Source organism: Paenibacillus aestuarii (assembly GCF_027789125.1).
GTDB lineage: Bacteria > Bacillota > Bacilli > Paenibacillales > NBRC-103111 > Paenibacillus_E > Paenibacillus_E aestuarii.
Genome location: NZ_JAQFVF010000002.1, coordinates 21,566 through 42,629 on the forward strand (window position 1 = coordinate 21,566; position 21,064 = coordinate 42,629).

The window sequence follows — 21,064 nt, forward strand, 5'->3', positions numbered from 1 at the left end:
TCATGCGGAGAAGCCCAGCCACAGCTAACACAAAAAAGCTGCACAGCAAACGAATTCCGCATGCTGTGCAGCTTTTCACATGTTACCGCCGAGGCTCAAAGCCTGGCTGGAATACTTTAACAAACAGTTTCGGGATGTCGGTCTCGAAACGCATAATCCGCCCCGTTACGGGATGCTCGAACGCCAAGACGCGGGCGTGCAGGCCAAGGCGGCCGATCGGCCTCGTGATAGAGCCGTATTTTTTATCTCCGACGATGGGATGTCCGATATCTTGCATATGAACGCGGATTTGATTTTTGCGCCCGGTCTCGAGTTCAATCTCTACAAGGGAGAAGTGGCGGTCGGACTGCAGCACTTTGTAGTGCGTTTCCGCATATTGTCCGTCATTCGGGTAAGGGCTGGAGTACATTTTCATCGCCTTGTTTTCCTTGAGCCATGAAGTAATCTTGCCCTCCGGCTGCTTCACCGTACCTTCCACAAGTGCTACGTACTTGCGTTCCTTCACGCTCTCTTGCCACGTTGTTTGCAGCTGCTGCTGGACAGCTTCGCTTTTGGCAAACATCATTACGCCCGACGTATCACGGTCCAACCGATGCAGAACGAAAATCCGGCTTTTCGGATCGTGATTGCGAACATGCGCCGTCAACTGACGGTAAGCGGTCAGCTCCTGATCTTGCGCGTTCGTAGAGACGGATAGCAAGCCGGAATCTTTTTGAATAACAATCACGTGCTCGTCTTCGTACATAATGCTCACGCCGACAAAAGGGAATTGCTCAATAACCTTTTCTTTGCTGACGGTCACGGTTTGACCAGGCTGCAGCGGATGGTTGTATGCTGTCACCGCACGGCCGCTCACCGACACCTGACCACGTGCAAGCATCGACTTAATCGAGTTCCGCCCTTCGCCTGTGAGCGACTGAATCAAGAACGGCAGCAGCTCGCCAGGCTCCTGAACCGTGAAGTTCTTGTGCGCGCCTTTGGTCGCGTTCCGGTCGGTGCTGGCGGCACGGCCTTGGGCCGGCCGTCTGCCTGGGGCCTGGCTGCGGGAAACCGAGCCCGCCGGATGTTTAGCCGGAGCTCTGCCGGGTATTTTGTGGTCTTGTTTTCTTTTATTCATGCGTACTATCGCCTCATCATTAATCAAGTTTCATCCAATATACCACGTTCCGCCAGGCAAATCACGCCAGTGACTGACGTAGTCGTCCATTTCCGTACTACGCCCCGTATGCCGCCTTCTTGTCGCGGGGATACTAGACATATTACCCTTCTATGAGAAAAGGTGGATGAACGATGCTGCTTTACCAACTTACTCAATGGTTTGAGGAGCGATCCTCCCTGCAAAAAACGCTGAACAGTGGCGGTGCCGACAATCCGAGCGAACTGCAACAGCGCATTCAAGCCGTAGAGGAGCAGCTGTATGCACATGCCGAGCGGTGGAAAAATGCGATTGAAGAAGCCTCATATTTACAACTTCCCTACGAAGCTCCGCATCTTGACGACGATATGGTCCTGTAGCTCACTGGGCAGGACTTCCCTTTGTATTTCCTCGGTTTTCGTGTAAAATAGATAGAATGTATAAGAACGAAATAGAACGAGGTCTATCTGCTATGAAAGTTGTTGTATCAACGCTTAACGCTAAATTTATCCACACTTCCTTGGCTTTGCGCTATTTGAAAGCGTACTGCGAGAAGGATTTTGACGTGGAGATAACAGAATATACGATCAAGGACCCTGCGATGAACATCGTTTCTGATCTCTATCAGAAAGCGCCAGATGTGCTGGGCTTTTCTTGCTATATTTGGAACATTGAAGAAACGATTCAAGTTATCAAAATGCTGAAAAAAATCAGGCCCGAGCTCATTATTCTTCTCGGCGGTCCCGAAGTTTCTTACGATACCGAGTACTGGATGAAGCGCATCCCCGAGGTCGATTTTATCGTGATGGGTGAGGGTGAAGAGACGTTCCACCAGTTGTTGACGGAGATTTCCACGACCCGCAAATATCATTTTGTATACGGCCTTGCTTATCGAAAAGGCGAGGAAGTCATCATTATGCCGGGCAGGCCGAAGCTGAAGCTGGACGATATTCCGTCGCCGCATCGGTTTGCCGAGGATCTGCCGAGCTTGGCAAATCGTGTTGTCTATTTTGAGACGAGCCGTGGCTGTCCGTTTTCTTGTCAGTTTTGTCTCTCCAGCATCGAGGTCGGCGTGCGCTATTTCGATATGGAGCGGACGAAGTCCGATTTAATGTACCTTATCAACTCCGGCGCCAAGCTCATCAAGTTTGTGGATCGGACGTTTAACATCAAGCGTGATTACGCTATGGAAATTTTTGACTTTTTGATTAAAAACCATAATGGCGTCGTCTTCCAATTCGAGATTACGGCGGACATTATGCGGCCTGAAGTGCTCGATTACTTAGCCGAGCATGCGCCTCCCGGAACGTTCCGCTTTGAGATCGGCGTGCAATCGACCAATGATACGACCAATGAACTGGTGCAGCGCAGGCAAAATTTTGCCAAGCTGACTCGGACCGTTCAGAAGGTCAAGCATAGTCTCAAAATCGACCAGCATCTCGACTTGATCGCCGGGCTGCCGGAAGAAGACTATAACTCGTTCCGCAAGACGTTCAACGATGTGTTCGAGCTTGGACCGGAGGAGCTGCAGCTAGGCTTCCTCAAAATGCTGCGCGGCACAGGCTTGCGCAACGAAGCCGAGCGATGGGGCTATGTCTATATGGACCATGCGCCATACGAAATACTCGGCAACGACATCCTGCCGTTCACTGACATTATTCGTATAAAGCGCGTTGAAGATGTGCTGGAAAAATACTGGAATGCCCACCGGATGGACAATACGGTGAAGTATTTGATCGCGCATGAATTTACGTCTGCCTTTGACTTCTTCCAGGAGTTTGGCGACTACTGGGAAGAGCGGGGCTGGCAGCGTATCGGGCATCAGCTTGAAGATTTGTTCACACGTCTGCGGGACTTCCTGCTGCACAGGGAAACGCCGAATATGCCGATCATTGAAGGGCTGATGAAGCTTGATTATTTCCTGGGCCATAAATATCGGCCGCGGAAAATTTGGTGGGACTTTACACTCGATAAGTCCGAGCAAATGGCATACCTCCGGTTGCTGGCGGAGCAGCCGGAGCTCGTGGACGGGGACGGAGGCTTCCAGCGTCTCCGCATGAATGAAAAAGACCTCCATAAGCATGTGATGCTGGAGGTGCTGCCATTCGCTTTGCAGACATATCTGCAAAGCGGCGATATCGACACAAGCAGCCCGCAGCTGCTTGTCGTCCACTTCCCGCCGGATGCGCAGCAAGCGGTAAGCTGCTACACGATGCCGCTTCACCAGGCAGCGGTTAAGTAAACGTAAGACCCGGCGCTGAGCTGGGGATTGCATACATAAACACCTTCAAGAGAATCTGACCATATCGCAGATATGAGGATGGAATCTTGGAGGTGTTTTTGGTATAAAACGAAATTCGGTACGCTCCATTTTTTCGAAAAAAATAAAAATTGACCAACCGGTAGATTGAGTGATAAGATTGATAAAATTTATTCGAGAATCGCAGATGAACCCAAGAACAAGGAGGATTTTTGAAAGTGGCTACTTATTTTATGGAACCATCCCGCACGTTTAGCGAGTTTCTGCTTATTCCCAATTTGACGACCAAGGACTGCAATCCGGCAAACGTCGACTTGAAGACCCCTCTGGTTAAGTTTAAAAAGGGTGAAGAACCGTCCATTTCGCTCAATATTCCGTTTTCCTCCGCCGTGATGCAGGCTGTATCTGACAATGGTATGGCAGTCGCATTGGCTCGCTGCGGGGGGATTTCTTTTATTTACGGCTCGCAATCGATCGAAGAAGAGGCGGAGATGATCCGCAAGGTGAAGAGCTATAAGGCGGGATTCGTCGTCAGCCGCTCGAATTTGACGCCGGACCATACCCTCAGCGACGTGTTGGAGCTCAAAGAACGGACAGGCCATTCCACGGTTGCGATCACAGAAGACGGAACGGAGAACGGCAAATTGCTAGGTATCGTCACAGGTCGCGATTACCGTAGAAGCCGCGATCCGCTGAGCAAGCCCGTGCGTGAATTCATGACACCGTACGCGAAGCTGGTGGTGGGCAAAACCGGCATCACGCTGTCCGAAGCGAACAACCTGATTTGGGATCACAAGCTCAACTGTCTGCCGATTGTCGATGAGCAGCAGAAGCTGGAAAATCTCGTTTTCCGTAAAGACTACGATGAGCATAAAGAGAATCCGCTGGAGCTGCTCGATACGAACAAAAGCTATATCGTCGGCGCAGGGATCAATACGAAGGACTACATGGAACGCGTGCCTGCACTCGTTGAGGCTGGGGTCGACGTGCTCGTCATTGACTCCTCGGACGGCTACAGCGAATGGCAGCGGGAAACTGTGCAGTTCGTGAAGGCGAACTTTGATGTGAAAATCGGGGCGGGCAACGTCGTCGACCGAGAAGGCTTCCTGTACTTGGTGGAATCCGGCGCAGACTTCGTGAAAGTCGGTATCGGCGGCGGTTCAATTTGCATCACTCGTGAACAAAAAGGGATTGGCCGTGGACAAGCCTCGGCATTGATGGAAGTTGTGGCAGCGCGGGATGAATACTTCCAAGAAACCGGCATTTACGTTCCGATTTGCTCTGATGGTGGTATCGTCTACGACTACCATATTACATTAGCCTTGGCTATGGGGGCTGACTTTGTCATGTTGGGTAGATACTTCGCTCGCTTCGACGAGAGTCCGACCCGCAAACTGCTCGTAGGCAACAATTTTGTCAAAGAGTACTGGGGCGAAGGTTCCAACCGGGCGCGCAACTGGCAGCGGTATGACACTGGCGGCAAGAGCAAGCTGCTGTTCGAAGAAGGCGTGGACTCTTATGTGCCTTATGCGGGAAGCTTGCAGGAGAACCTGGACAAGACGCTCGGCAAGATCAAGTCTACGATGTGCAACTGTGGCTCGTTGAGCTTGGATGAGCTGAAGCAGAAGGCGAGAATTACCTTGGTCTCGGCGACTAGCCTTGTCGAAGGCGGAGCGCATGACGTTATCCTCAAAGAGAGCAGCTTGTCGGAAGATTAAACGATAAACAGTAAACAGTAAACGCCGCTTCATCCTTAGCGGGCCTGCCGATGCGGGCCCAGCTTTGGTTGAAGCGGCGTTCTCTTATGGCAAATAGCTGCGAATAACGGTCATGCTGCCTTCCAGCGCATAGCTGCCCAGATTGGCCGGCAGGAGAAAGCAGTCGCCAGGCTTCAAGGCGAGATCGCCGTCAGCCCATGTCAGCTTGCCTGTACCTTCGGCAACAACAAGGATGGTAAAGCTCTCCAATGTGGTGCTGAGCTCCCATTTCGGCCCGACAAGTCCTTTTTCTACTGTAAAAAAGGGTGATTCGGCCAAGGTCAGCCATGTGCCAGCATCCTTCATATCGGTTGTCATCCGCGTGGAGCCGGAGCCTTCGTAGGCAATGACATTAAGCGAGTCCTCGATATGAAGCTCACGGAGCTTGCCGTCGAGTCCAGGGCGGTTGTAATCATATAGGCGATATGTCGTGTCCGAGTTTTGCTGAATCTCCGCGACAAGCACACCTGCGCCTAAGGCATGTACGGTACCAGCCGGAATGTAGAAGGAATCGCCGGCTTTAACCTCAACTTCCTCCAGGCAGTCCATGATCCGATTCTCGGCAATCGCTTGCGCCAAACTATCGCGCGTGACGCCTTCTTTCATGCCATAGATGATTTTGGCGCCGGGCTTCGCGTCGAGAATGTACCACATCTCTGTTTTACCTAGTTCGCCTACGGCCAAATGCTCATAATGATCGTTCGGATGAACTTGTACCGACAGATCATCCTCGCAGTCGAGCAGCTTGATTAGCAGCGGAAAACGGCCAGTTTTTGCAGAAAAACCTTTTGTTCCAAACAGCGTGCTGCCGTGTTGTTCGCGAATTTCGTCCAGACCTAGGCCGGCAAACTCGCCGTTAAGAGCTTTGGTCGTTCCATTCGGATGATCGCCGATCATCCAGCCTTCGCCGATAACGCCTTCCGGCAGTTGAAAACCAAACTTCTCGAGGGCTCTGCCTCCCCAGACACGTTCCTTCATCTCAGGTTGAAATTGAATCGGATATGCTTTCAATGCTCTACCTACTTTCTCTTTCATATCTATGATTCCAACATCTTCAATCTCTATCTAGCATTATAGCATGCGCTATCTTTTTTCTACAGCCAGCAAGTAGGGCGCTTGGCCGCTGGCGTTGGCGAATTGGTAGCGCAGCACCTGATAGGCTGCGAGCGGCAATTCGCGCGCCCAGTCTTCGACGGCTGCGGCTTCTTGTGAGCCCCCCTCGTGTCCACTGTACAGCACGATGGTGACGACCCCGCCCTTACGCAATAGGCGCAGGGCGGCATTCAGAGCAGGCAGCGTGGACTCCTGCCTGGTAATCGTCTGTGTATCGGCGCCGGGCAGGTAGCCGAGGTTGAACGTAACAGCGGCCACGCGGCCGTGCCGGTCTGTGGGCACCACGGTTTCCATGAGTTCATGGCTGCACAAGCTCATGTGAACGAAAGAAGATGCGTCCGGAAGTTCCTTCCGTAAACGCATCTCCGTTTGCTCCAGCGCTTGCTGCTGAATGTCAAAGCCGTAGACGCTGCCACGGCCGCCGACCAGCTTCGCCAAGAACAGCGCATCCACGCCATTGCCAAGCGTCGCATCGACGACGGTGTCCCCGGGCTGGGTCCGCTGGCTGATCAATTGATGTGCAAAGCTGAGTACGGATACAAATCCCATGTCTATCTGATCTCCATGTTCTTGAGTTATTTCTTGGCTGCGAGCCATGCCGCTAGCGTTTCGACCTCTTCCGGCTTCAAACTGTCGCCGAACGGCGGCATGTCGCCTTTGCCTTTCATGATTTGCGTGACAATTTGCTCTTTGGTTTTGCGTGAGCCGACTTTGGTCAGGTTTGGTCCAAAATCACCCTTCAAACCCTCGCCGTGGCACACCATGCAGTTGTCTTTGTACAGCACTTCCGCCTGAGCGGAAGTCGAAGTAGTCGTCGCGGCTGGTGTCGCTGCGGCAGGGGTAGGGCTGGGCACCGGCGTTGCGGTTGCCGGGGCTGGCGTCGGGCTAGCTGGCGCGGGTGTCGCAGCAGCCGCAGGCTTCGCGCTGACCGGCGTCGGCGTGGCGCTGGCTGGCACCGGCGTCGCAGTCGCTACCGCAGTCGTCGCTGCCGGTGGCTTCGCGCTCTCCGCTGCAGCTGTAGGCTGCGGCGCTGCACTTGCTGTGCCTGCCGTAGCCGACGGCGCTGCAGCGGCTGTCTCCGCTGGCGCCGTCGGCGTGACGGCCGCCGAAGCAGCTGGCGCTGCCGGCGAAGCCGTCGTCTTCGGTGCAGCGGAATTCCCGCTGCAGCCCGCCGCCGTAAACAGCAACAGGCTGCACATGCCCGCATAAATCCATGTTCTCATATCGCTCATCTCCCTTTATATAAGGCGTCTTATATTAAGGAAACGAAGCGATGCGAATTACGGTTTTATCCGTGCCAATGTTTGCCTTGCCAAGTATTTCTGCTCGTTAGCTCCTGATCGAAGGCGTTCAGTACTTCCCACTTTTTGAGACTCCACATCGGTCCGATCAGCAAATCCCGCGGCGCATCCCCAGTCAAGCGGTGGACGATCATCTCCGGCGGCAAAATTTCCAGCGTATCTACGACCAATTTGACATATTCGTCTTTTTCAAGAAAACGCAGTAATCCAGCCTCGTATTGTTTGACCATCGGCGTTTTGCGCATGAGATGGAGCAAATGGATTTTAATGCCCTGCACATCCATCTGGGCAACTGCTCGCCCTGTTTCCAGCATCATGTCATGGGTTTCACCAGGTAAGCCGTAAATGATATGAGCGCACGTACGGATATTGTGCTTTCTGAGCTTAGCGACGGCATCCAAGTAACACTGCGTGTCATGCGCGCGGTTGATCAGTTGGGAAGTGGATTCATGTACCGTTTGCAAACCCATTTCTACCCATAAATACGTACGCTGATTGAGTTCCGCCAAATATTCAATGACATCATCCGGCAAGCAGTCCGGTCTAGTGGCAATGGACAAGCCGACCACTCCCGGCTGCTGCAAAATCACTTCATAATATTCACGCAGCTCTTCAACAGGCGCGTACGTGTTGGTGTAGGCCTGGAAATAGCCGATATATTTGGCTTCCGGCCATTTTTGATGCTGCAGGTCGCGAATTTTGTTGAATTGCGTCACCAGGTCATCGCGGCGGCTGCCAGCGAAATCCCCTGATCCGCGGGCGCTGCAAAACGTGCAGCCTCCCGTAGCGATGTTGCCATCGCGGTTGGGGCAAGTGAACCCGGCATCCAGCATGACCTTGAATACTTTTTCGCCGAAGTGCTGGCGCATTTCATAATTCCATGTATGGAAACGTTTATCTCCCCACAGCAGAGGAGATTCCTGAGTTATGGATTGCATTGAAGTCAAACTCCTTTCTCAACTATTGTAGCGAAAAAATGTTATGAAAGCGACCCCTGCCTTTCCAGTAAGTCCCCCGTTAAAAGTAAGCCTGACGGTGCATGATAACTTTGCATCGCCAATACGAGTTCGAGAGGAGCAATCTCCAGATGAAAAAGCTTCGTACTGTTACGTTAGCAGTTGCTTTGACTACGGCACTCAGCATGGGCGCAGTTGGTGCATATGCAAATACGGCCAGCACGTCAAGCGGGACCACGGGGATGAGCAGCTACACAGGTACGACAAGTACAACGTCACCAAACATGGGAACAACGTCTACGACACCGACAACGTATACGGGGAGCAATTACGATGCTACAGTGGGGACAGGGTATAGCACCGGTACAGGCCTGGCTCCAGGAGCTGTGACTGGAACAGCGCGCGGCACGTACAACACCACCAGCAATACGGGTGTAGGACCGTATACGGGCAGCTACTATAATGGAACGGCTGCTTATCCGACGACGACGTCTTCACCAGCTCCGGGGTCTGCGCTTAGAGATCAGATTAGGGGCTACAGCAATAATATGATGGATCGCATGAGTACGACGGGGGCTACGATGAAGCGCCATGACGGCAACTATGATACGACCTCGTATCGCACTTATGCGACGACGCCGGCAACGACCAGCTCTACGAATTGGGGATGGCTTGGACTGTTGGGGCTGCTAGGCCTTGTCGGACTGCGTGGCAACAACCGCTCCAGAACTTAATTGAAGATGCGCATGAGAAAAACGTCCTTCACCTTGAAGGGCGTTTTTCTTCTTTTATCTGCCATTCATAAAGCAGGCTCTCTCGAGCTACACTACCTTTATATGAAAATCGAAACCATGAGGTGATAGCATGCAAGCCACTCTACATCCAGACGATATCGTACACATTGAATTGACCGTTAAAGAGGCCATGGCACTAGGCAGTGGTGTTAAATATATGTCTAACAGCGGGATCGCGGTGAAGGCCAAGCGCAAAGTGCTGCAATCTTTAGAACGCAAAATCTTGCCGGAAGCTTCACGGAAGATTGATTACCACACGCTGGAAGTTTAATTTCCTTTGATTTTTTCCTTGGAATCGTCTATGATTTGTATTCGGAATAGCATATGGATACAACTAATTAGAAGACTCTTAGGAGGCCAACATAGATGCGTTTACGGGGAAGAAAAGGAATTCGGGAAGATATTGAACGGCAGAAGGAGCTAGTCGTCCTTAATGCGCGTGATTATAAAGGAAAGTGGGCCGAGCTGTTCGGTAATGATAAGCCGATTTATGCGGAGCTTGGCATGGGGAAAGGACGCTTTATCAGTCAAATGAGCCGTTTGTACCCTGACATTAATTTTATTGGTGTCGATATGTATGATGAGCTAATTCGCAAAGCAAGTGAAAAAGCCAAGATGGCTCACGGTCTGGATACAGGCGTTGACGCAGAGGATGAAGAGACCGCTGCGAATGAGCTTATTCAAATTCCGAATTTGCGGCTGATGCTGTTTAATATCGAACAAATTGAAGAAGCTTTCGCTGAGGGCGAGCTGGAGCGCATTTTCTTGAATTTCAGCGATCCATGGCCGAAGAAGAAGCATTCGCGGAGAAGGTTGACACACCCGGGCTTTTTAGCCAAATATCAACAAATTCTAAATGACAAAGGTGAAATTCATCTGAAAACCGACTCGCAGTCGCTTTTTGAATTTTCCCTTAATTCATTTGCCGATACGGGCCTAAGAATGCGCAATATTTCATTAAACTTGCATGCTGAAGGTATCCACCCGGATCATGTAATGACGGAGTACGAAACGAAATTCGCCGGACAAGGCATGAACATTCATCGCTGTGAGGTTTTGGTCGGCGAACAGGCGCTGGCTGCTCATTTGGAAAATCTGCGCAAAGAGCAAGCCTAGGCGGCGTTGATGCAATCGGGCAAAACCGGACTGCAGCGCTCCCACACGGCCAGACCCAAAAGGACTTCCTCTTCCACGACTCGAGTGGAAGAAGAAGTCCTTTTCTCATTTATCCCAGCAAGGACATGATGACCATGGAGCAATCTGTCGAAGGCAGGCTGCGCTGCTTCCGCGAAATGGAGGCTCGTCTCGCCTCCACGTCTGCATAGCGGTCAACGAGCATACTGAGCCAGTTTTTGATCGTATCAGCCGAACGAATCGGTTCCCCGAATCCCTGGAGCGTAAAATAGTGCAAGTTCTCCTCTTCCTGACCAGGAATGGGATCATAGAACAGCATCGGGATCGCTTTGGCCAATCCCTCGGAGCAAGTCATGCCGCCGGGCTTCGTAACCAGCAGATCGGAAACTTCCATCAGCTTGCCGATTTCCTTCGTAAAGCCGAGAAGCTTCACATTCGGATGCTGATAGCGCGGATCCATCGAGAGCTTGTGCAGTGCTTTCTCGTTGCTACCTAAGCAGAACAAGAATTGCACCCTGTCTCGCCATTCAACGAGATGGCTGCTCAAGGAATCGCCGCCGATGAGCCCCCAGCCTCCACCCATCACGAGCACCGTGGGCAGAGCTTTCAATTGAAATTCTTGTCGAATCATCGATTTATCGTGCGCTTCACGGAAGCTGGGATGAACGGGGATTCCCGTTATTTCGACCTGAGCCGACGGGATGCCGCGGCCAAGCAGTTTATTTTTTACGTCTTCAGTGGATACGAGATATTTGTTGACTTCTCCGCTGACCCAAGTGCCATGGACGTCGTAATCGGTAATGACCGTGCACAGCGGTGTTGTTAGACCGGCTCTTTTCAGCCTAGATACGACGGCGCTCGGAAACGGATGCGTACAGACAATGGCCTGCGGCGACCACTGCTGGATAAGCGCGGCGGTTTGCGCATAAAAAATGCGATGCAGCGCCAATTGTGTCCAGCGGTTCAGCGATTTTTTATATTGCGAACGGTAAAGTTTCCCATACAGTTTGGGCTGGGAGGTTACCGTTTTCTTATAAGCCTGAAAAATCCACGGCGCAATTGTCGGATGTAAAAAGGTGCCGAGCTCCAAAACTCGTGTCTCTATATTCGAACAGCGCTGCTCCAATGTAACCGACAAGGCATGGGCAGCCTGCGTGTGACCGGCGCCGAATCCTTCGGATAAAATAAGAACCCGTTTTTTGTCGAGTGAGACATCCATGTTTCGTTTACCCCCAGATGGCTACTGTCGCCAGAGCGGCCGTTGTGCCGATCAGACATCCTGCCAAGCAGTCGGAAGGATAATGCAGCCCTAAATAAATACGTGATAGTCCGACCAATAATGCAATTGGAATAAGAATAAGTCCAAGAATAGGCATTGCGGCTACAAAAGGGATCATAATCGAAAAAATGGCGGTAGTATGTCCAGATGGAAAGGAATGATCAGTTAACGGATTCTTACAAATGATCGTCTGCGGTAGCACCAAATACGGCCGAAGCCTCGGATATTTTCTTTTGATGACGGCTACTGGAATATGGCTGACTGTTAAAGCAATTAGCGCTTGGATGCCTGCAATTCGCAGCTGGCCTTGACCGAACAGTGCGCAGCACAGCGAAATGACGATGGTTGCCGTTGCGCCCCCCAAGTGCGTAATGCTGTTAAAGACGCGGTCTAGGAAATTGTGCTGTATGCGTTGATTCACAAAGCAGAACATTCGTGTTTCATGATGCTGCAGCCAAGTAACGACTCTGCTCATGAGAGGACGCCTCCTTCATTAGTAGCATGAATTAAAACTTTATATGTACATTGTAAGATTAAATTATTAGAAGAAGATTAACGCACCGCAAAATTTTTGACATCTATGATTTTACGTTCCACAAATATACAGTTTACAATCTCATGCTAGGATGGGGGGAAAGCAGGGAAATCAGGTATGAGGAGCTGATTACGATGAAAGTTGCCTTATTTACAGATACGTTCCTTCCCGATGTAAACGGCGTGGCGAAGACGCTTGGACGATGGACGCGCTTTCTTGAATCCAAAGGCGCCGAATGTAAGGTGTATGCTCCTGCAAGTGTGACGGAAGACGATCCCGATCCGTTCCGGGTGGAACGATTTTACAGTATCCCCTTTGTATTATACCCGGAATGCCGGCTTGCTATCCCTAATCCTCTGTATATCCGTAAATCGCTGCACGCTTTTCAACCTACGATTGTCCACTGCGCCACTCCGTTTAATCTTGGTCTATTTGGCCTTTACTACGCCCGTAGACATGGAACTCCTTTTGTCGCTTCGTATCACACGCATTTCGATCAATATTTGAGCCATTATAAAATCCCTTGGGTAGAGCCCACGCTTTGGAAATATATGCAGTGGTTTCATCAAAGCTGCTCGAAGGTGTACGTGCCTTCGGAATCGACCAGACAACATTTGGCATCCAAAGGTTTGAACAATCTGGAAATTTGGAGCCGCGGTGTAGATACACAGCGATTTCAGCCCGAAGTGAACCGGCAGGAAGTGCTGAACGTCTATGGTGTAGATGCATCTAAATTTATTTTGCTTTATGTAGGCAGACTGGCACCGGAAAAAAGCGTAGAGGTCGCCTTCGATACTTTTGCAGGGCTGCCGGAGCATATTCGTGTGGACGCGCATCTGATTGTTGCCGGCGACGGACCCTCCGCGGAAGCTTTGCGCGAACGTTATGGAGAGCAGCACAATATTACTTTCACAGGATTCGTGCAAGGTGAAGCGCTGGCAGCGCTGTATGCGGCTGCGGATGTGTTCCTCTTTCCTTCAGCGACGGAGACGTTCGGTAATGTCGTATTGGAGTCGATGGCTGCAGGGACAGTAGTTGTCGGTGCGGCGGCAGGCGGTGTGCAGGATACGATCGAGCATGGGGTCACGGGGATGCTGTGCAAACCGGGCGATGTGTCGGCTTTTGTAGAAACAGTGAAAGGGTTGCATGCCTCGCCGGAACAACGTCGAACGATGGAACATGCAGGCCGAGCTTATGCGCTGCAGCAGTCGTGGGACGAAATATTTGCCAAGCTGTATAACAGCTATGAAGAGGTAAGCAAAGTAGGAAAGATAAGCGGCTTACGCCCGGACGACATGCGAATGATCCGATAAAAGGCACATTTAGCAAAAGTTGTCTTCGGGCAATGCGCTGCATTATAATTAACACCGGGAAACCCCAATGTGACTGAGTTCGTCTAAATGGTGAACTTTTGGTACACAATAAAATGAAAAACGTTGAAAACAGGACTCTGGCGCTCCGATTGCGAGTACATGCTACTTACCAGCCCTGCTTTTCGCGTAAACTTCAAAGAACCGGCTAAATTTCGGTTTTTGGCGGCTTTGACAAATTGGGGGAAAGAGAGGAAAATCAAGAACGGTTCTTTTGAAACTTTTCAACATGTACATAAACTGCGCTATTAGCATACAAAAAGAGAGCTCGAGCGCGTCATAAAAAGGGGGTTTTAGGTTCATGCTGGACAAAATTGTGCTTGCGTTTCAATTCGCATTAGCCTTGGTTGGCGCCTATCAGTTATTTTTAACGTTCTTTGGATGGTACCGACCTAGAAACAAAAAGAAGTTTGCGCCTCAAAAGTCATTTGCGGTACTTGTAGCTGCTCACAATGAGGAGCAGGTTGTCGGGGCGTTGATCGAAAATTTGAAAGCTTTGGAATATCCCAAAGAGCTTTATGACATCTTTGTCATCTGTGACAACTGTACGGACAAAACGGCCGACATTGCGCGCAGTCACGGCGTATACGCCATGGAGCGCCATAACCCGAACCTGAGAGGGAAAGGTTATGCGATCGAATGGATGCTGAAAGAGCTGTGGAAGCGTGAGCGGCAGTACGATGCTGTCGTGATGTTTGACGCGGATAACCTGGCTAGCCCGGATTATCTGATTCACATGAATGATGATCTGTGCGCTGGATCCAGAGTGATCCAGGCATACCTGGACAGTAAGAACCCTAACGATTCATGGGTTACGGGTTCCTATGCGATCTCTTACTACTTCGCTAACCGCTTCTGGCAGATGCCGCGCACGAATTTGGGTCTTGCCAATTATCTGGGCGGTACAGGCATGTGCTTTGAAGCCGGCTTGCTGAAACAAATCGGCTGGGGCGCGACAAGCCTTGTAGAAGACCTTGAATTCTCGATGCGCTGCATCAAGATGGGCATTCGTCCGACTTACAACTACGAGGCTTTTGTATACGATGAGAAGCCGTTGTCGTTCAAAGCGTCCGCGAAGCAGCGCCTGCGCTGGATGCAGGGCCATTTCGACGTCGCGAAGCGCTACTTCTTCCCGCTGCTGTGGCAGGGGATCAAAGAAGGCAGCTGGACGAAGATCGACGCTGCCATCTACTCCGCGAACGTGTACAACTTCTTCTTCGGCGCGATCATCAGCATTTTGCTGTGGATCAAGTCAGTTACGCCTTGGACGCAAACAGGTTTGCTTGCAGACGTGAATCCAGTTATTTTTAATTCCGTTAGCATTGGCGTGTACGTCTTGCTTCCGGTTTCCATGCTTATTGAGAAGGCGCCTTGGAAAGTCTATAAATACTTGATTCTTTACCCGATCTTCATGATGTCCTGGTGGCCGATTACGTTCTATGCATTCTTCACGCAAAACAACAAGCAATGGAGTCACACCGAGCATACGCGCGTCATTCGTTTGGACGACATGAAAAAGCAAGTTAGCTAATTTTTCTTGCAAACAACTTGGATGTTGACATCCGCCAAGACTAGTGATATAGTATGTCAAGTAAAAGCAGAGGCGCCCGCTTCTCACCTGACCGACACGTGTTGGCTGGTTCGCAACGTATCATCTTGCATGTATAATAGGTTTGATTTGACCTGTTTTCAATGAAGATGTGGGCCCATTGCGCCCACATCTTTTTATATTGTATTTACCAGGGGGATACCCTAAGGTTACATACTTTTGGAGGTGGAACATTATTAGCAAAGACCATATGATCAATGACGAGATTCGCGTGAAGGAAGTACGCCTGATCGGGGCGGACGGAGAGCAGCTCGGTATTAAGCCGATTCGCGAAGCTATGCAAATTGCTACGGACGCAAATTTGGATCTGGTGAACGTGGCTCCGACAGCGAAGCCGCCTGTATGCCGTATCATGGACTACGGGAAGTATCGTTATGAGCTGCAGAAGAAAGAAAAGGAAGCCCGCAAAAACCAGAAAGTCGTGGATATCAAAGAGATTCGCCTAAGCGCGACGATCGATGAGCATGACTTCCAAACGAAGCTTCGCAATGCAGTGAAATTCCTCGGTGACGGGGATAAGGTCAAAGCGAGCGTGCGATTCCGCGGCCGCGAGATCGCACATGCCGAGATCGGTAAGAAGGTGCTTGACCGCCTTGCTACTGAGACGGCTGACATTTCCTCGATGGAGCGTGCTCCTAAGCTTGAGGGAAGAAGCATGATCATGATTTTAACGCCGAAAGCAACCACTTAAGGCGAGTTTACTAAATTAGGAGGAACACCAACATGCCAAAAATGAAAACTCACAGTAGCTTGAAAGATCGTTTCAAAATTACCGGCACAGGTAAAGTGAAAAGATATAAATCAGGCAAAAACCACTTGTTGTCCCACAAGTCTTCGCGTACAAAACGCGTACTGGCTACAAACCCGGTTATGGCTCCTGGCGATGTACGTCGTCTGAAACAACAACTGGCTAACATCTAATTTTTCATTAACGTTCATTATTTCATACATTTCGGGAGGTAGTTACAATGGCAAGAGTCAAGGGCGGATTTGTACGCGCTCATCGTCGTAAGAAAATTTTGAAACTCGCAAAAGGTTATTTCGGTTCCAAACACCGCTTATTTAAAACAGCAAAAGAGCAAGTGATGAAATCCTTGCTGTATGCATACCGTGACCGTCGTCAAACGAAACGTAATTTCCGCAGACTGTGGATTACTCGTATCAACGCTGGCGCTCGTCAAAACGGCTTGAGCTACAGCAAATTGATGCACGGCCTGAAATTGGCTGGCATCGACATCAACCGCAAAATCTTGGCTGACCTGGCTGTGAACGACGCTAAAGCGTTCAACGATCTGGCTACAGCTGCCAAAGCAAAAGTAAACGCGTAAGCCTCTGCTTCGCGTGCAAAGAAGCTTGTCCCTAAAGGGGCAAGCTTCTTTTTTTATCACACGGACTCCTCTGCCAAAAGATTGTTGGAGTCGTTCTCAACGAGCGGCGGCGGAGAATGCGGCTTGCGAAACAAGATGGCAACGAACATCATCAGCGGGATCAGGACTTGAAAGATCGGGAAAAATTTAACGCTGACCTCGATGCCGAGCCAAACATGGTAGGTGTAGTTCGGTTCCAGGAACGACGTGGCAAAAATAACGGCGCCTACGCCGTAAATCGTGAGTTTGCTTCTGGTTCCGAGCAGCTCAGCTAAGCCATAAGCGGACGCCCAGTAGAACATCGTTAGTTTCACATATAGCCCCAGAAACAGCAGCAGCGTAACGAAGACATCGAGGCGCTCCAGGAAGTCTCCGACCTGAATCAGCTGAACGGCTTGCAGGAAGGGGATTGTACTTTCTCCGCTGAGCGTGGGCCCAAGAACCATCATATCCAGCATGTTCATCAGAATGAGAAACAAGGCGACACTGGAGTAGGCGATGATGCTCACCCGGCAAAACTTTTTTTTGTTGTAAAGCAGCTTATAGAGCATAAAGAAAACGACTGTCTGCCCGAAGGGGAACGAGACGATATCCGGGAATGCAGCTTTCAACACGGGAGCGGGCCCGTTCTCCATAATCGGCAGCAGCCGGTCCAGATTAACGAGGTTTGAACTGAAAATGAGAATCACGAGTGCGGAGTAACTGAAAATGACGATAGGCGTGAGGATTTCAACCACCCGGCAAAAGGCTTCAATGCCCATGCAGATAGCATAGGCGGCCAGCACGACCACAATCAGCATGATGACCAATTGGGGGGTGCTGGTTAGCAGCGTGATGGTGGTGATTTCTCCAAAATCGCGCACATTTCTCATCGACTCGTATGCGAAATATAACACGAACGTCGCTCCCAGGAAATTACCGATTATGTTGCCAAAGCATAGGCGAAGCAAGCCGATCAGATCTTTATCCGGGGCTCTCCGCTGGATGAAGAGAAACATCAGAAGCAGGAACAATCCGCAAATCGCAGCCGCCAGCATAGCGAGCCAGGAGTCCTGCTTCGCTTTAACGCCAAGCGCAAACAGCGGTGTGCTTCCGATCTGAAATAAAATAATCATCATGGCCAGCTGAAACTTGCTGATGCGTTCCACGAGACATATCCCTCCTTTCTCAGCACGTCTATTCTGCTATACCCTTCAAGATATCGGCAAAAGATTTACTGCTCATGCCGAGCCGTTCAATACTGATGTTCACGGTGGTTTCCAAACGAACTTGCGGAAATGTCTTGTCCCAGTTCTCCTTCATCTGTTTCCAGGCTTTCGGGTCGTTCTTGTGAATACTGGCTGCAAAACCGAGGACATCCGCTTTTATTGCTTGTGTAGAGTTCAGTGCATCCTGCATGGAAACGGTAACCGCATGGTTGATCAGATTCTCTAACGCTTGAATCCCTTCCCGCTTGGAAGGGTCGATGTCACAGCCATTTTCGACCAGCTGTGCCGTCGCTTGGACATTGGCCTTCATCACCCACTGGCCGTCTTGCTGTACGGGCTTCAAGCGTGTTTTAGCATGAATGATACGAACGGCGGATTGGAACTTTTTGCTCTCGGGTGAGCAAGAAAAGAATAGTACGGTTTGATCGATTCGATTGGTGATCCAATTGATGCCAAAGCCATCATGAATGGTTAACCACCCAATCAGCTTATCCTTTTTAAAAACACCAATTTTTCCCATTTTTAGTTTGGTTTCGGCTATGGTGCTTTTGAGTTCCTCGATGCTGTTGGCTTCCTCTCCCTTGCCCGCGATGAAAATTTCAGGAACGGTAGAGTAGCCGGAGTCCCCCGCCATGCTCATCGCTAATTGATAAACCATCACCTGCTTGAGGTCGGAATCGTGTTTATCTTCGTTGAGCATCATGTCCTGGATAGCAGCGCCTGGAATTTTTTCCATGGGTACGAGTTGTTCCAATATTTTTCTTCCTGTCCCTCTTGTGACTAGCACGCTCACGGTTTCCCGGGACGTGGAACTGCGTAAATAATTATCGATCAATTGGGCGATCCCTTTGCGGGCAGCATCTTCTCCGATGATCATCACCCGGTTATGTGCAAAGAACAGGGTCCGGGGCATCTCCAGACTTGCGCGTTGGATGGCGGTTTGGATGGAATCCCCAATGGTAGAGAAAACCATGACAGGTGCTTGTTGTGTTGAGCCACCGCCTGCGTTCTGGCTGGAGATGGACTGTGGAATAACAAGCTGATAGGAGATCTGCCAATGATCGTTCACCCAGTCTATCGCAGTGGCTGAGGCGATCCCGATTTTGTTGAGCTCCGTCCGGTCCCAGCAGCCGGCAAGAAGCATGCAGAGAATGAAGACAGCTAAGTATTTCGTCAAGATGCGCCGTTTGGTCAACATGTACGAGGCCTCCTTCCCTACAGCTATGGTTTATTCTTCTTCGCTTCGGCGTTCTGCGGCGCAGCAGGCTGTCTTTGAGTATTGCTGGTCAAACTGGACGGTCTAGTATTGAGCTTCCACCAAGGCAGCCGGATGAAAATGTCTTTCACGTTCTGCTGGATGAAAGGAGCAAGTGGTGCCAGATAGGGAACGCCGAATGACTTGATTGAAGCCATGTGAATCAGAATAGTCATACATCCCACAAGAATGCCAAATAAGCCGAGCGTTCCGGCAAGAATCATCAGAAAAAAGCGGATCAAGCGAGCGGCCACCGCCAAGTTAATGGCCGGCACTACGAAATTGGAAATTGCTGTAAAAGAGACGACGATGACCATGGCTGCGGAGACGAGCCCGGCTTGTACGGCTGCCTGACCTAATACGAGAGCGCCTACGATGGAGATCGCAGGTCCGACGACCCGGGGCATGCGCACGCCGGCTTCCCGCAAAACCTCGAACGTAATTTCCATGAGAAACGCTTCAACAAGCGCCGGGAAGGGCACGCCTTCACGCTGGGCCGCAAGGCCGATAAGGAGTGTGGTCGGAAGCATTTCATGATGAAAGGTGGTAATGGCAATATACAGCGAGGGCAGCAGCATGGAAATAATGAACGACATGTAGCGGATCAGGCGCACGAATGAGGCAATGTCATAGCGCTGGTAGTAATCCTCGCTGGATTGTAAGAACTTGAAGAATGTCACTGGCGTGAGCAGCACAAACGGGGTTCCGTCGATCATAATAATGATCTGTCCTTCCAGAATGCCGGCAGCGGCTGCGTCAGGCCTTTCGGTGTTCATGATCGTCGGGAATGGCGTGTATATTTTATCCTCAATGAATTCCTCGATATATGAGCTTTCCAGAATACTGTCCGTATCGATGCTGTGCAGACGCCTTTTGACTTCCTCCAATACCTTGGTATTGGCGATACCTTCGAGGTAAGCGACGATAATTTTCGTCTGGGTGTAGCGGCCGATCGATAAACTCTCGAAACGAAGGTCCGGTGATTTTATTTTTCTGCGCAAGAGTGTCGTATTGGTTCGGATATTTTCCGTGAAGCTTTCCTTCGGACCGCGGATGACAGTTTGTGTCTGCGGCTCGTCAATTGCGCGCCGTTCCCAGCCGCATGTGGTCGCGATCAAAGCTTCGCTGACCCCGTCGATCAAGATGGCGGTATGGCCTTGCAAGATGCCCTCAAACAGGTCGGTTTCATTAGCTGCCGAGGTGAGTTCGCCGATGGAAATGATCTGCTGCAGCACGTTCTTGATGCCTACATAATCTTCAGCGACGTTGTCGTTATCTTGCACGGCTAAGAGAGGCTGGATAATGAATTCGTGAATAGCGCCGTTCTCGACAAGGCCGTCAATATAAACAAGAACAAGTGAACATTGCTCCTGAGGAAAGTTCAAATCAAGCGGTCTGATGATAATATCGGAGCTTCCCCCGAGGCGGGTTTGAATCCTCTCCACATTCGCATGCAGGTCAGTTGACAAAGGAATCATGGGTTTCTGAGAAGGTTTCAACGTTAGCCCCCATTTCCTGAATTGGTATTATCTTCTCTTGTTCGTTTTTGTTTTATTCAGACAAACTATTGACTAATGCCTGAGGGATGCATATAATTATCTCTAAATCATCACTATAAGGTGATCGACACGATTGAATCGGCTATGAAGAGGAAGAAGTAATAAGGGTCGTTATGCTCAGAGAGCGTTGGAAATGCTGCAACCATCGCCTTAACCCCTTGCCTACGAAGTCACCTCGGAGCTGTTTTCCTGAACCGTTATTGTAGTAGGGAAAATCGGAATAGCACACGTTACCGTGCTGAGGGTATTGTTCCTGACGGAGCATACCTGCTAAGGTTATGAGCTGTGAGGCTCCTAACAAATCTGGGTGGTACCACGGAAGCTTAACCCCTTTCGTCCCGTTGAACACGTTACGTGCGTGTCCGGGGTGAGAGGGGTTTTCTATTTATTCAAAAAAGATTGATAATTCACAGGAGACTGACTATTCGAGAG

The 21,064-nt window shown here is 50.4% G+C and carries 21 protein-coding genes; 11 read left to right on the top strand and 10 right to left on the bottom strand.

Annotated features, from left to right (window positions below):
- Positions 1-82: 82 nt before the first annotated feature.
- Entirely contained in the window at positions 83-1,117 is a 1,035-nt protein-coding gene (locus tag O9139_RS00480) for an RluA family pseudouridine synthase (RefSeq protein ID WP_270877481.1), read from the bottom strand.
- Positions 1,118-1,290: 173 nt separating this feature from the next.
- On the opposite strand from O9139_RS00480, the gene O9139_RS00485 reads away from it, so the two are divergent.
- From O9139_RS00485 to O9139_RS00495, 3 genes are all read left to right on the top strand, one after another.
- Positions 1,291-1,515: a hypothetical protein gene (locus O9139_RS00485; protein WP_270877482.1), complete on the top strand. Its 225-nt coding sequence runs from the start codon at positions 1,291-1,293 to the stop codon at positions 1,513-1,515.
- Between the two features lie 92 nt (positions 1,516-1,607).
- The gene (locus O9139_RS00490; protein ID WP_270877483.1) at positions 1,608-3,377 is read left to right on the top strand and encodes a B12-binding domain-containing radical SAM protein; all 1,770 of its coding nucleotides are present in this window, start codon (positions 1,608-1,610) and stop codon (positions 3,375-3,377) included.
- A gap of 236 nt (positions 3,378-3,613) precedes the next feature.
- Complete coding sequence (locus O9139_RS00495; RefSeq protein WP_270877484.1) at positions 3,614-5,113, top strand: IMP dehydrogenase; 1,500 nt, start codon at positions 3,614-3,616, stop codon at positions 5,111-5,113.
- Between the two features lie 84 nt (positions 5,114-5,197).
- On the opposite strand, the gene O9139_RS00500 is transcribed toward O9139_RS00495, so the two are convergent.
- From O9139_RS00500 to O9139_RS00515, 4 genes are all read right to left on the bottom strand, one after another.
- Complete coding sequence (locus O9139_RS00500; protein WP_270877485.1) at positions 5,198-6,187, bottom strand: type I phosphomannose isomerase catalytic subunit; 990 nt, start codon at positions 6,185-6,187, stop codon at positions 5,198-5,200.
- A gap of 48 nt (positions 6,188-6,235) precedes the next feature.
- Positions 6,236-6,814, bottom strand: coding sequence for a tRNA (mnm(5)s(2)U34)-methyltransferase (locus O9139_RS00505; protein WP_270877486.1), 579 nt, complete (start codon positions 6,812-6,814; stop codon positions 6,236-6,238).
- Positions 6,815-6,840: 26 nt separating this feature from the next.
- Positions 6,841-7,488, bottom strand: coding sequence for a c-type cytochrome (locus O9139_RS00510; RefSeq protein WP_270877487.1), 648 nt, complete (start codon positions 7,486-7,488; stop codon positions 6,841-6,843).
- 65 nt (positions 7,489-7,553) lie between these two features.
- Positions 7,554-8,504: a TIGR01212 family radical SAM protein gene (locus tag O9139_RS00515; protein WP_270877488.1), complete on the bottom strand. Its 951-nt coding sequence runs from the start codon at positions 8,502-8,504 to the stop codon at positions 7,554-7,556.
- A gap of 149 nt (positions 8,505-8,653) precedes the next feature.
- On the opposite strand from O9139_RS00515, the gene O9139_RS00520 reads away from it, so the two are divergent.
- The 3 genes from O9139_RS00520 (at position 8,654) to trmB (ending at position 10,432) form a co-directional block, all read left to right on the top strand.
- Entirely contained in the window at positions 8,654-9,256 is a 603-nt protein-coding gene (locus O9139_RS00520) for a WGxxGxxG-CTERM domain-containing protein (protein WP_270877489.1), read from the top strand.
- 130 nt (positions 9,257-9,386) lie between these two features.
- Positions 9,387-9,587 (top strand): hypothetical protein, encoded by a 201-nt coding sequence (locus O9139_RS00525; RefSeq protein WP_270877490.1) that lies wholly within the window; start codon positions 9,387-9,389, stop codon positions 9,585-9,587.
- A 95-nt stretch (positions 9,588-9,682) separates the two neighbouring features.
- The gene (gene trmB / locus O9139_RS00530; protein WP_270877491.1) at positions 9,683-10,432 is read left to right on the top strand and encodes a tRNA (guanosine(46)-N7)-methyltransferase TrmB; all 750 of its coding nucleotides are present in this window, start codon (positions 9,683-9,685) and stop codon (positions 10,430-10,432) included.
- Positions 10,433-10,541: 109 nt separating this feature from the next.
- Here trmB and O9139_RS00535 read toward each other — a convergent pair whose 3' ends face one another.
- Both O9139_RS00535 and O9139_RS00540 read right to left on the bottom strand, forming a co-directional pair.
- Positions 10,542-11,669, bottom strand: a complete 1,128-nt coding sequence (locus O9139_RS00535; protein ID WP_270877492.1) for an MGDG synthase family glycosyltransferase — start codon at positions 11,667-11,669, stop codon at positions 10,542-10,544.
- A 7-nt stretch (positions 11,670-11,676) separates the two neighbouring features.
- Positions 11,677-12,204 (bottom strand): phosphatase PAP2 family protein, encoded by a 528-nt coding sequence (locus O9139_RS00540; protein ID WP_270877493.1) that lies wholly within the window; start codon positions 12,202-12,204, stop codon positions 11,677-11,679.
- Between the two features lie 194 nt (positions 12,205-12,398).
- Here O9139_RS00540 and O9139_RS00545 point away from each other — a divergent pair, with 194 nt between their 5' ends.
- The 5 genes from O9139_RS00545 to rplT all read left to right on the top strand — a co-directional run bounded on the left by O9139_RS00545 (position 12,399) and on the right by rplT (position 16,571).
- Positions 12,399-13,577 carry a glycosyltransferase family 4 protein gene (locus O9139_RS00545; protein WP_270877494.1) on the top strand — a complete coding sequence of 393 codons (1,179 nt, stop codon included), beginning with the start codon at positions 12,399-12,401 and terminating at the stop codon, positions 13,575-13,577.
- Between the two features lie 358 nt (positions 13,578-13,935).
- Positions 13,936-15,165 (top strand): glycosyltransferase family 2 protein, encoded by a 1,230-nt coding sequence (locus tag O9139_RS00550; RefSeq protein ID WP_270877495.1) that lies wholly within the window; start codon positions 13,936-13,938, stop codon positions 15,163-15,165.
- A 268-nt stretch (positions 15,166-15,433) separates the two neighbouring features.
- The gene (gene infC / locus O9139_RS00555) at positions 15,434-15,934 is read left to right on the top strand and encodes a translation initiation factor IF-3 (protein ID WP_270877496.1); all 501 of its coding nucleotides are present in this window, start codon (positions 15,434-15,436) and stop codon (positions 15,932-15,934) included.
- 32 nt (positions 15,935-15,966) lie between these two features.
- Complete coding sequence (rpmI, locus tag O9139_RS00560) at positions 15,967-16,164, top strand: 50S ribosomal protein L35 (RefSeq protein ID WP_270877497.1); 198 nt, start codon at positions 15,967-15,969, stop codon at positions 16,162-16,164.
- A gap of 47 nt (positions 16,165-16,211) precedes the next feature.
- The gene (rplT, locus tag O9139_RS00565; RefSeq protein ID WP_270877498.1) at positions 16,212-16,571 is read left to right on the top strand and encodes a 50S ribosomal protein L20; all 360 of its coding nucleotides are present in this window, start codon (positions 16,212-16,214) and stop codon (positions 16,569-16,571) included.
- A 56-nt stretch (positions 16,572-16,627) separates the two neighbouring features.
- Here rplT and O9139_RS00570 read toward each other — a convergent pair whose 3' ends face one another.
- The 3 genes from O9139_RS00570 to O9139_RS00580 are packed head-to-tail and all read right to left on the bottom strand — an operon-like array spanning position 16,628 to position 20,551.
- A complete protein-coding gene (locus O9139_RS00570; RefSeq protein ID WP_270877499.1) occupies positions 16,628-17,758 on the bottom strand; it encodes a GerAB/ArcD/ProY family transporter in 1,131 nt (376 codons plus the stop codon).
- 28 nt (positions 17,759-17,786) lie between these two features.
- Positions 17,787-19,016 carry a Ger(x)C family spore germination protein gene (locus tag O9139_RS00575; protein WP_270877500.1) on the bottom strand — a complete coding sequence of 410 codons (1,230 nt, stop codon included), beginning with the start codon at positions 19,014-19,016 and terminating at the stop codon, positions 17,787-17,789.
- A 23-nt stretch (positions 19,017-19,039) separates the two neighbouring features.
- Positions 19,040-20,551, bottom strand: coding sequence for a spore germination protein (locus O9139_RS00580; protein WP_270877624.1), 1,512 nt, complete (start codon positions 20,549-20,551; stop codon positions 19,040-19,042).
- Positions 20,552-21,064 lie beyond the last annotated feature (513 nt).

What these genes read in the sequence shown, in the direction of transcription:
- rplT (WP_270877498.1), top strand. Translation starts at nt 16,212, where the DNA reads ATGGCAAGAGTCAAGGGCGGATTTGTACGCGCTCATCGTCGTAAGAAA.
- O9139_RS00535 (WP_270877492.1), bottom strand. Translation starts at nt 11,669, where the DNA reads ATGGATGTCTCACTCGACAAAAAACGGGTTCTTATTTTATCCGAAGGA.
- O9139_RS00545 (WP_270877494.1), top strand. Translation starts at nt 12,399, where the DNA reads ATGAAAGTTGCCTTATTTACAGATACGTTCCTTCCCGATGTAAACGGC.
- O9139_RS00505 (WP_270877486.1), bottom strand. Translation starts at nt 6,814, where the DNA reads ATGGGATTTGTATCCGTACTCAGCTTTGCACATCAATTGATCAGCCAG.
- O9139_RS00490 (WP_270877483.1), top strand. Translation starts at nt 1,608, where the DNA reads ATGAAAGTTGTTGTATCAACGCTTAACGCTAAATTTATCCACACTTCC.
- O9139_RS00540 (WP_270877493.1), bottom strand. Translation starts at nt 12,204, where the DNA reads ATGAGCAGAGTCGTTACTTGGCTGCAGCATCATGAAACACGAATGTTC.
- trmB (WP_270877491.1), top strand. Translation starts at nt 9,683, where the DNA reads ATGCGTTTACGGGGAAGAAAAGGAATTCGGGAAGATATTGAACGGCAG.
- O9139_RS00525 (WP_270877490.1), top strand. Translation starts at nt 9,387, where the DNA reads ATGCAAGCCACTCTACATCCAGACGATATCGTACACATTGAATTGACC.
- O9139_RS00520 (WP_270877489.1), top strand. Translation starts at nt 8,654, where the DNA reads ATGAAAAAGCTTCGTACTGTTACGTTAGCAGTTGCTTTGACTACGGCA.
- O9139_RS00480 (WP_270877481.1), bottom strand. Translation starts at nt 1,117, where the DNA reads ATGAATAAAAGAAAACAAGACCACAAAATACCCGGCAGAGCTCCGGCT.
- O9139_RS00550 (WP_270877495.1), top strand. Translation starts at nt 13,936, where the DNA reads ATGCTGGACAAAATTGTGCTTGCGTTTCAATTCGCATTAGCCTTGGTT.
- O9139_RS00580 (WP_270877624.1), bottom strand. Translation starts at nt 20,551, where the DNA reads ATGATTCCTTTGTCAACTGACCTGCATGCGAATGTGGAGAGGATTCAA.
- O9139_RS00515 (WP_270877488.1), bottom strand. Translation starts at nt 8,504, where the DNA reads ATGCAATCCATAACTCAGGAATCTCCTCTGCTGTGGGGAGATAAACGT.
- O9139_RS00510 (WP_270877487.1), bottom strand. Translation starts at nt 7,488, where the DNA reads ATGAGAACATGGATTTATGCGGGCATGTGCAGCCTGTTGCTGTTTACG.
- infC (WP_270877496.1), top strand. Translation starts at nt 15,434, where the DNA reads ATGATCAATGACGAGATTCGCGTGAAGGAAGTACGCCTGATCGGGGCG.
- O9139_RS00575 (WP_270877500.1), bottom strand. Translation starts at nt 19,016, where the DNA reads ATGTTGACCAAACGGCGCATCTTGACGAAATACTTAGCTGTCTTCATT.
- O9139_RS00500 (WP_270877485.1), bottom strand. Translation starts at nt 6,187, where the DNA reads ATGAAAGAGAAAGTAGGTAGAGCATTGAAAGCATATCCGATTCAATTT.
- rpmI (WP_270877497.1), top strand. Translation starts at nt 15,967, where the DNA reads ATGCCAAAAATGAAAACTCACAGTAGCTTGAAAGATCGTTTCAAAATT.
- O9139_RS00485 (WP_270877482.1), top strand. Translation starts at nt 1,291, where the DNA reads ATGCTGCTTTACCAACTTACTCAATGGTTTGAGGAGCGATCCTCCCTG.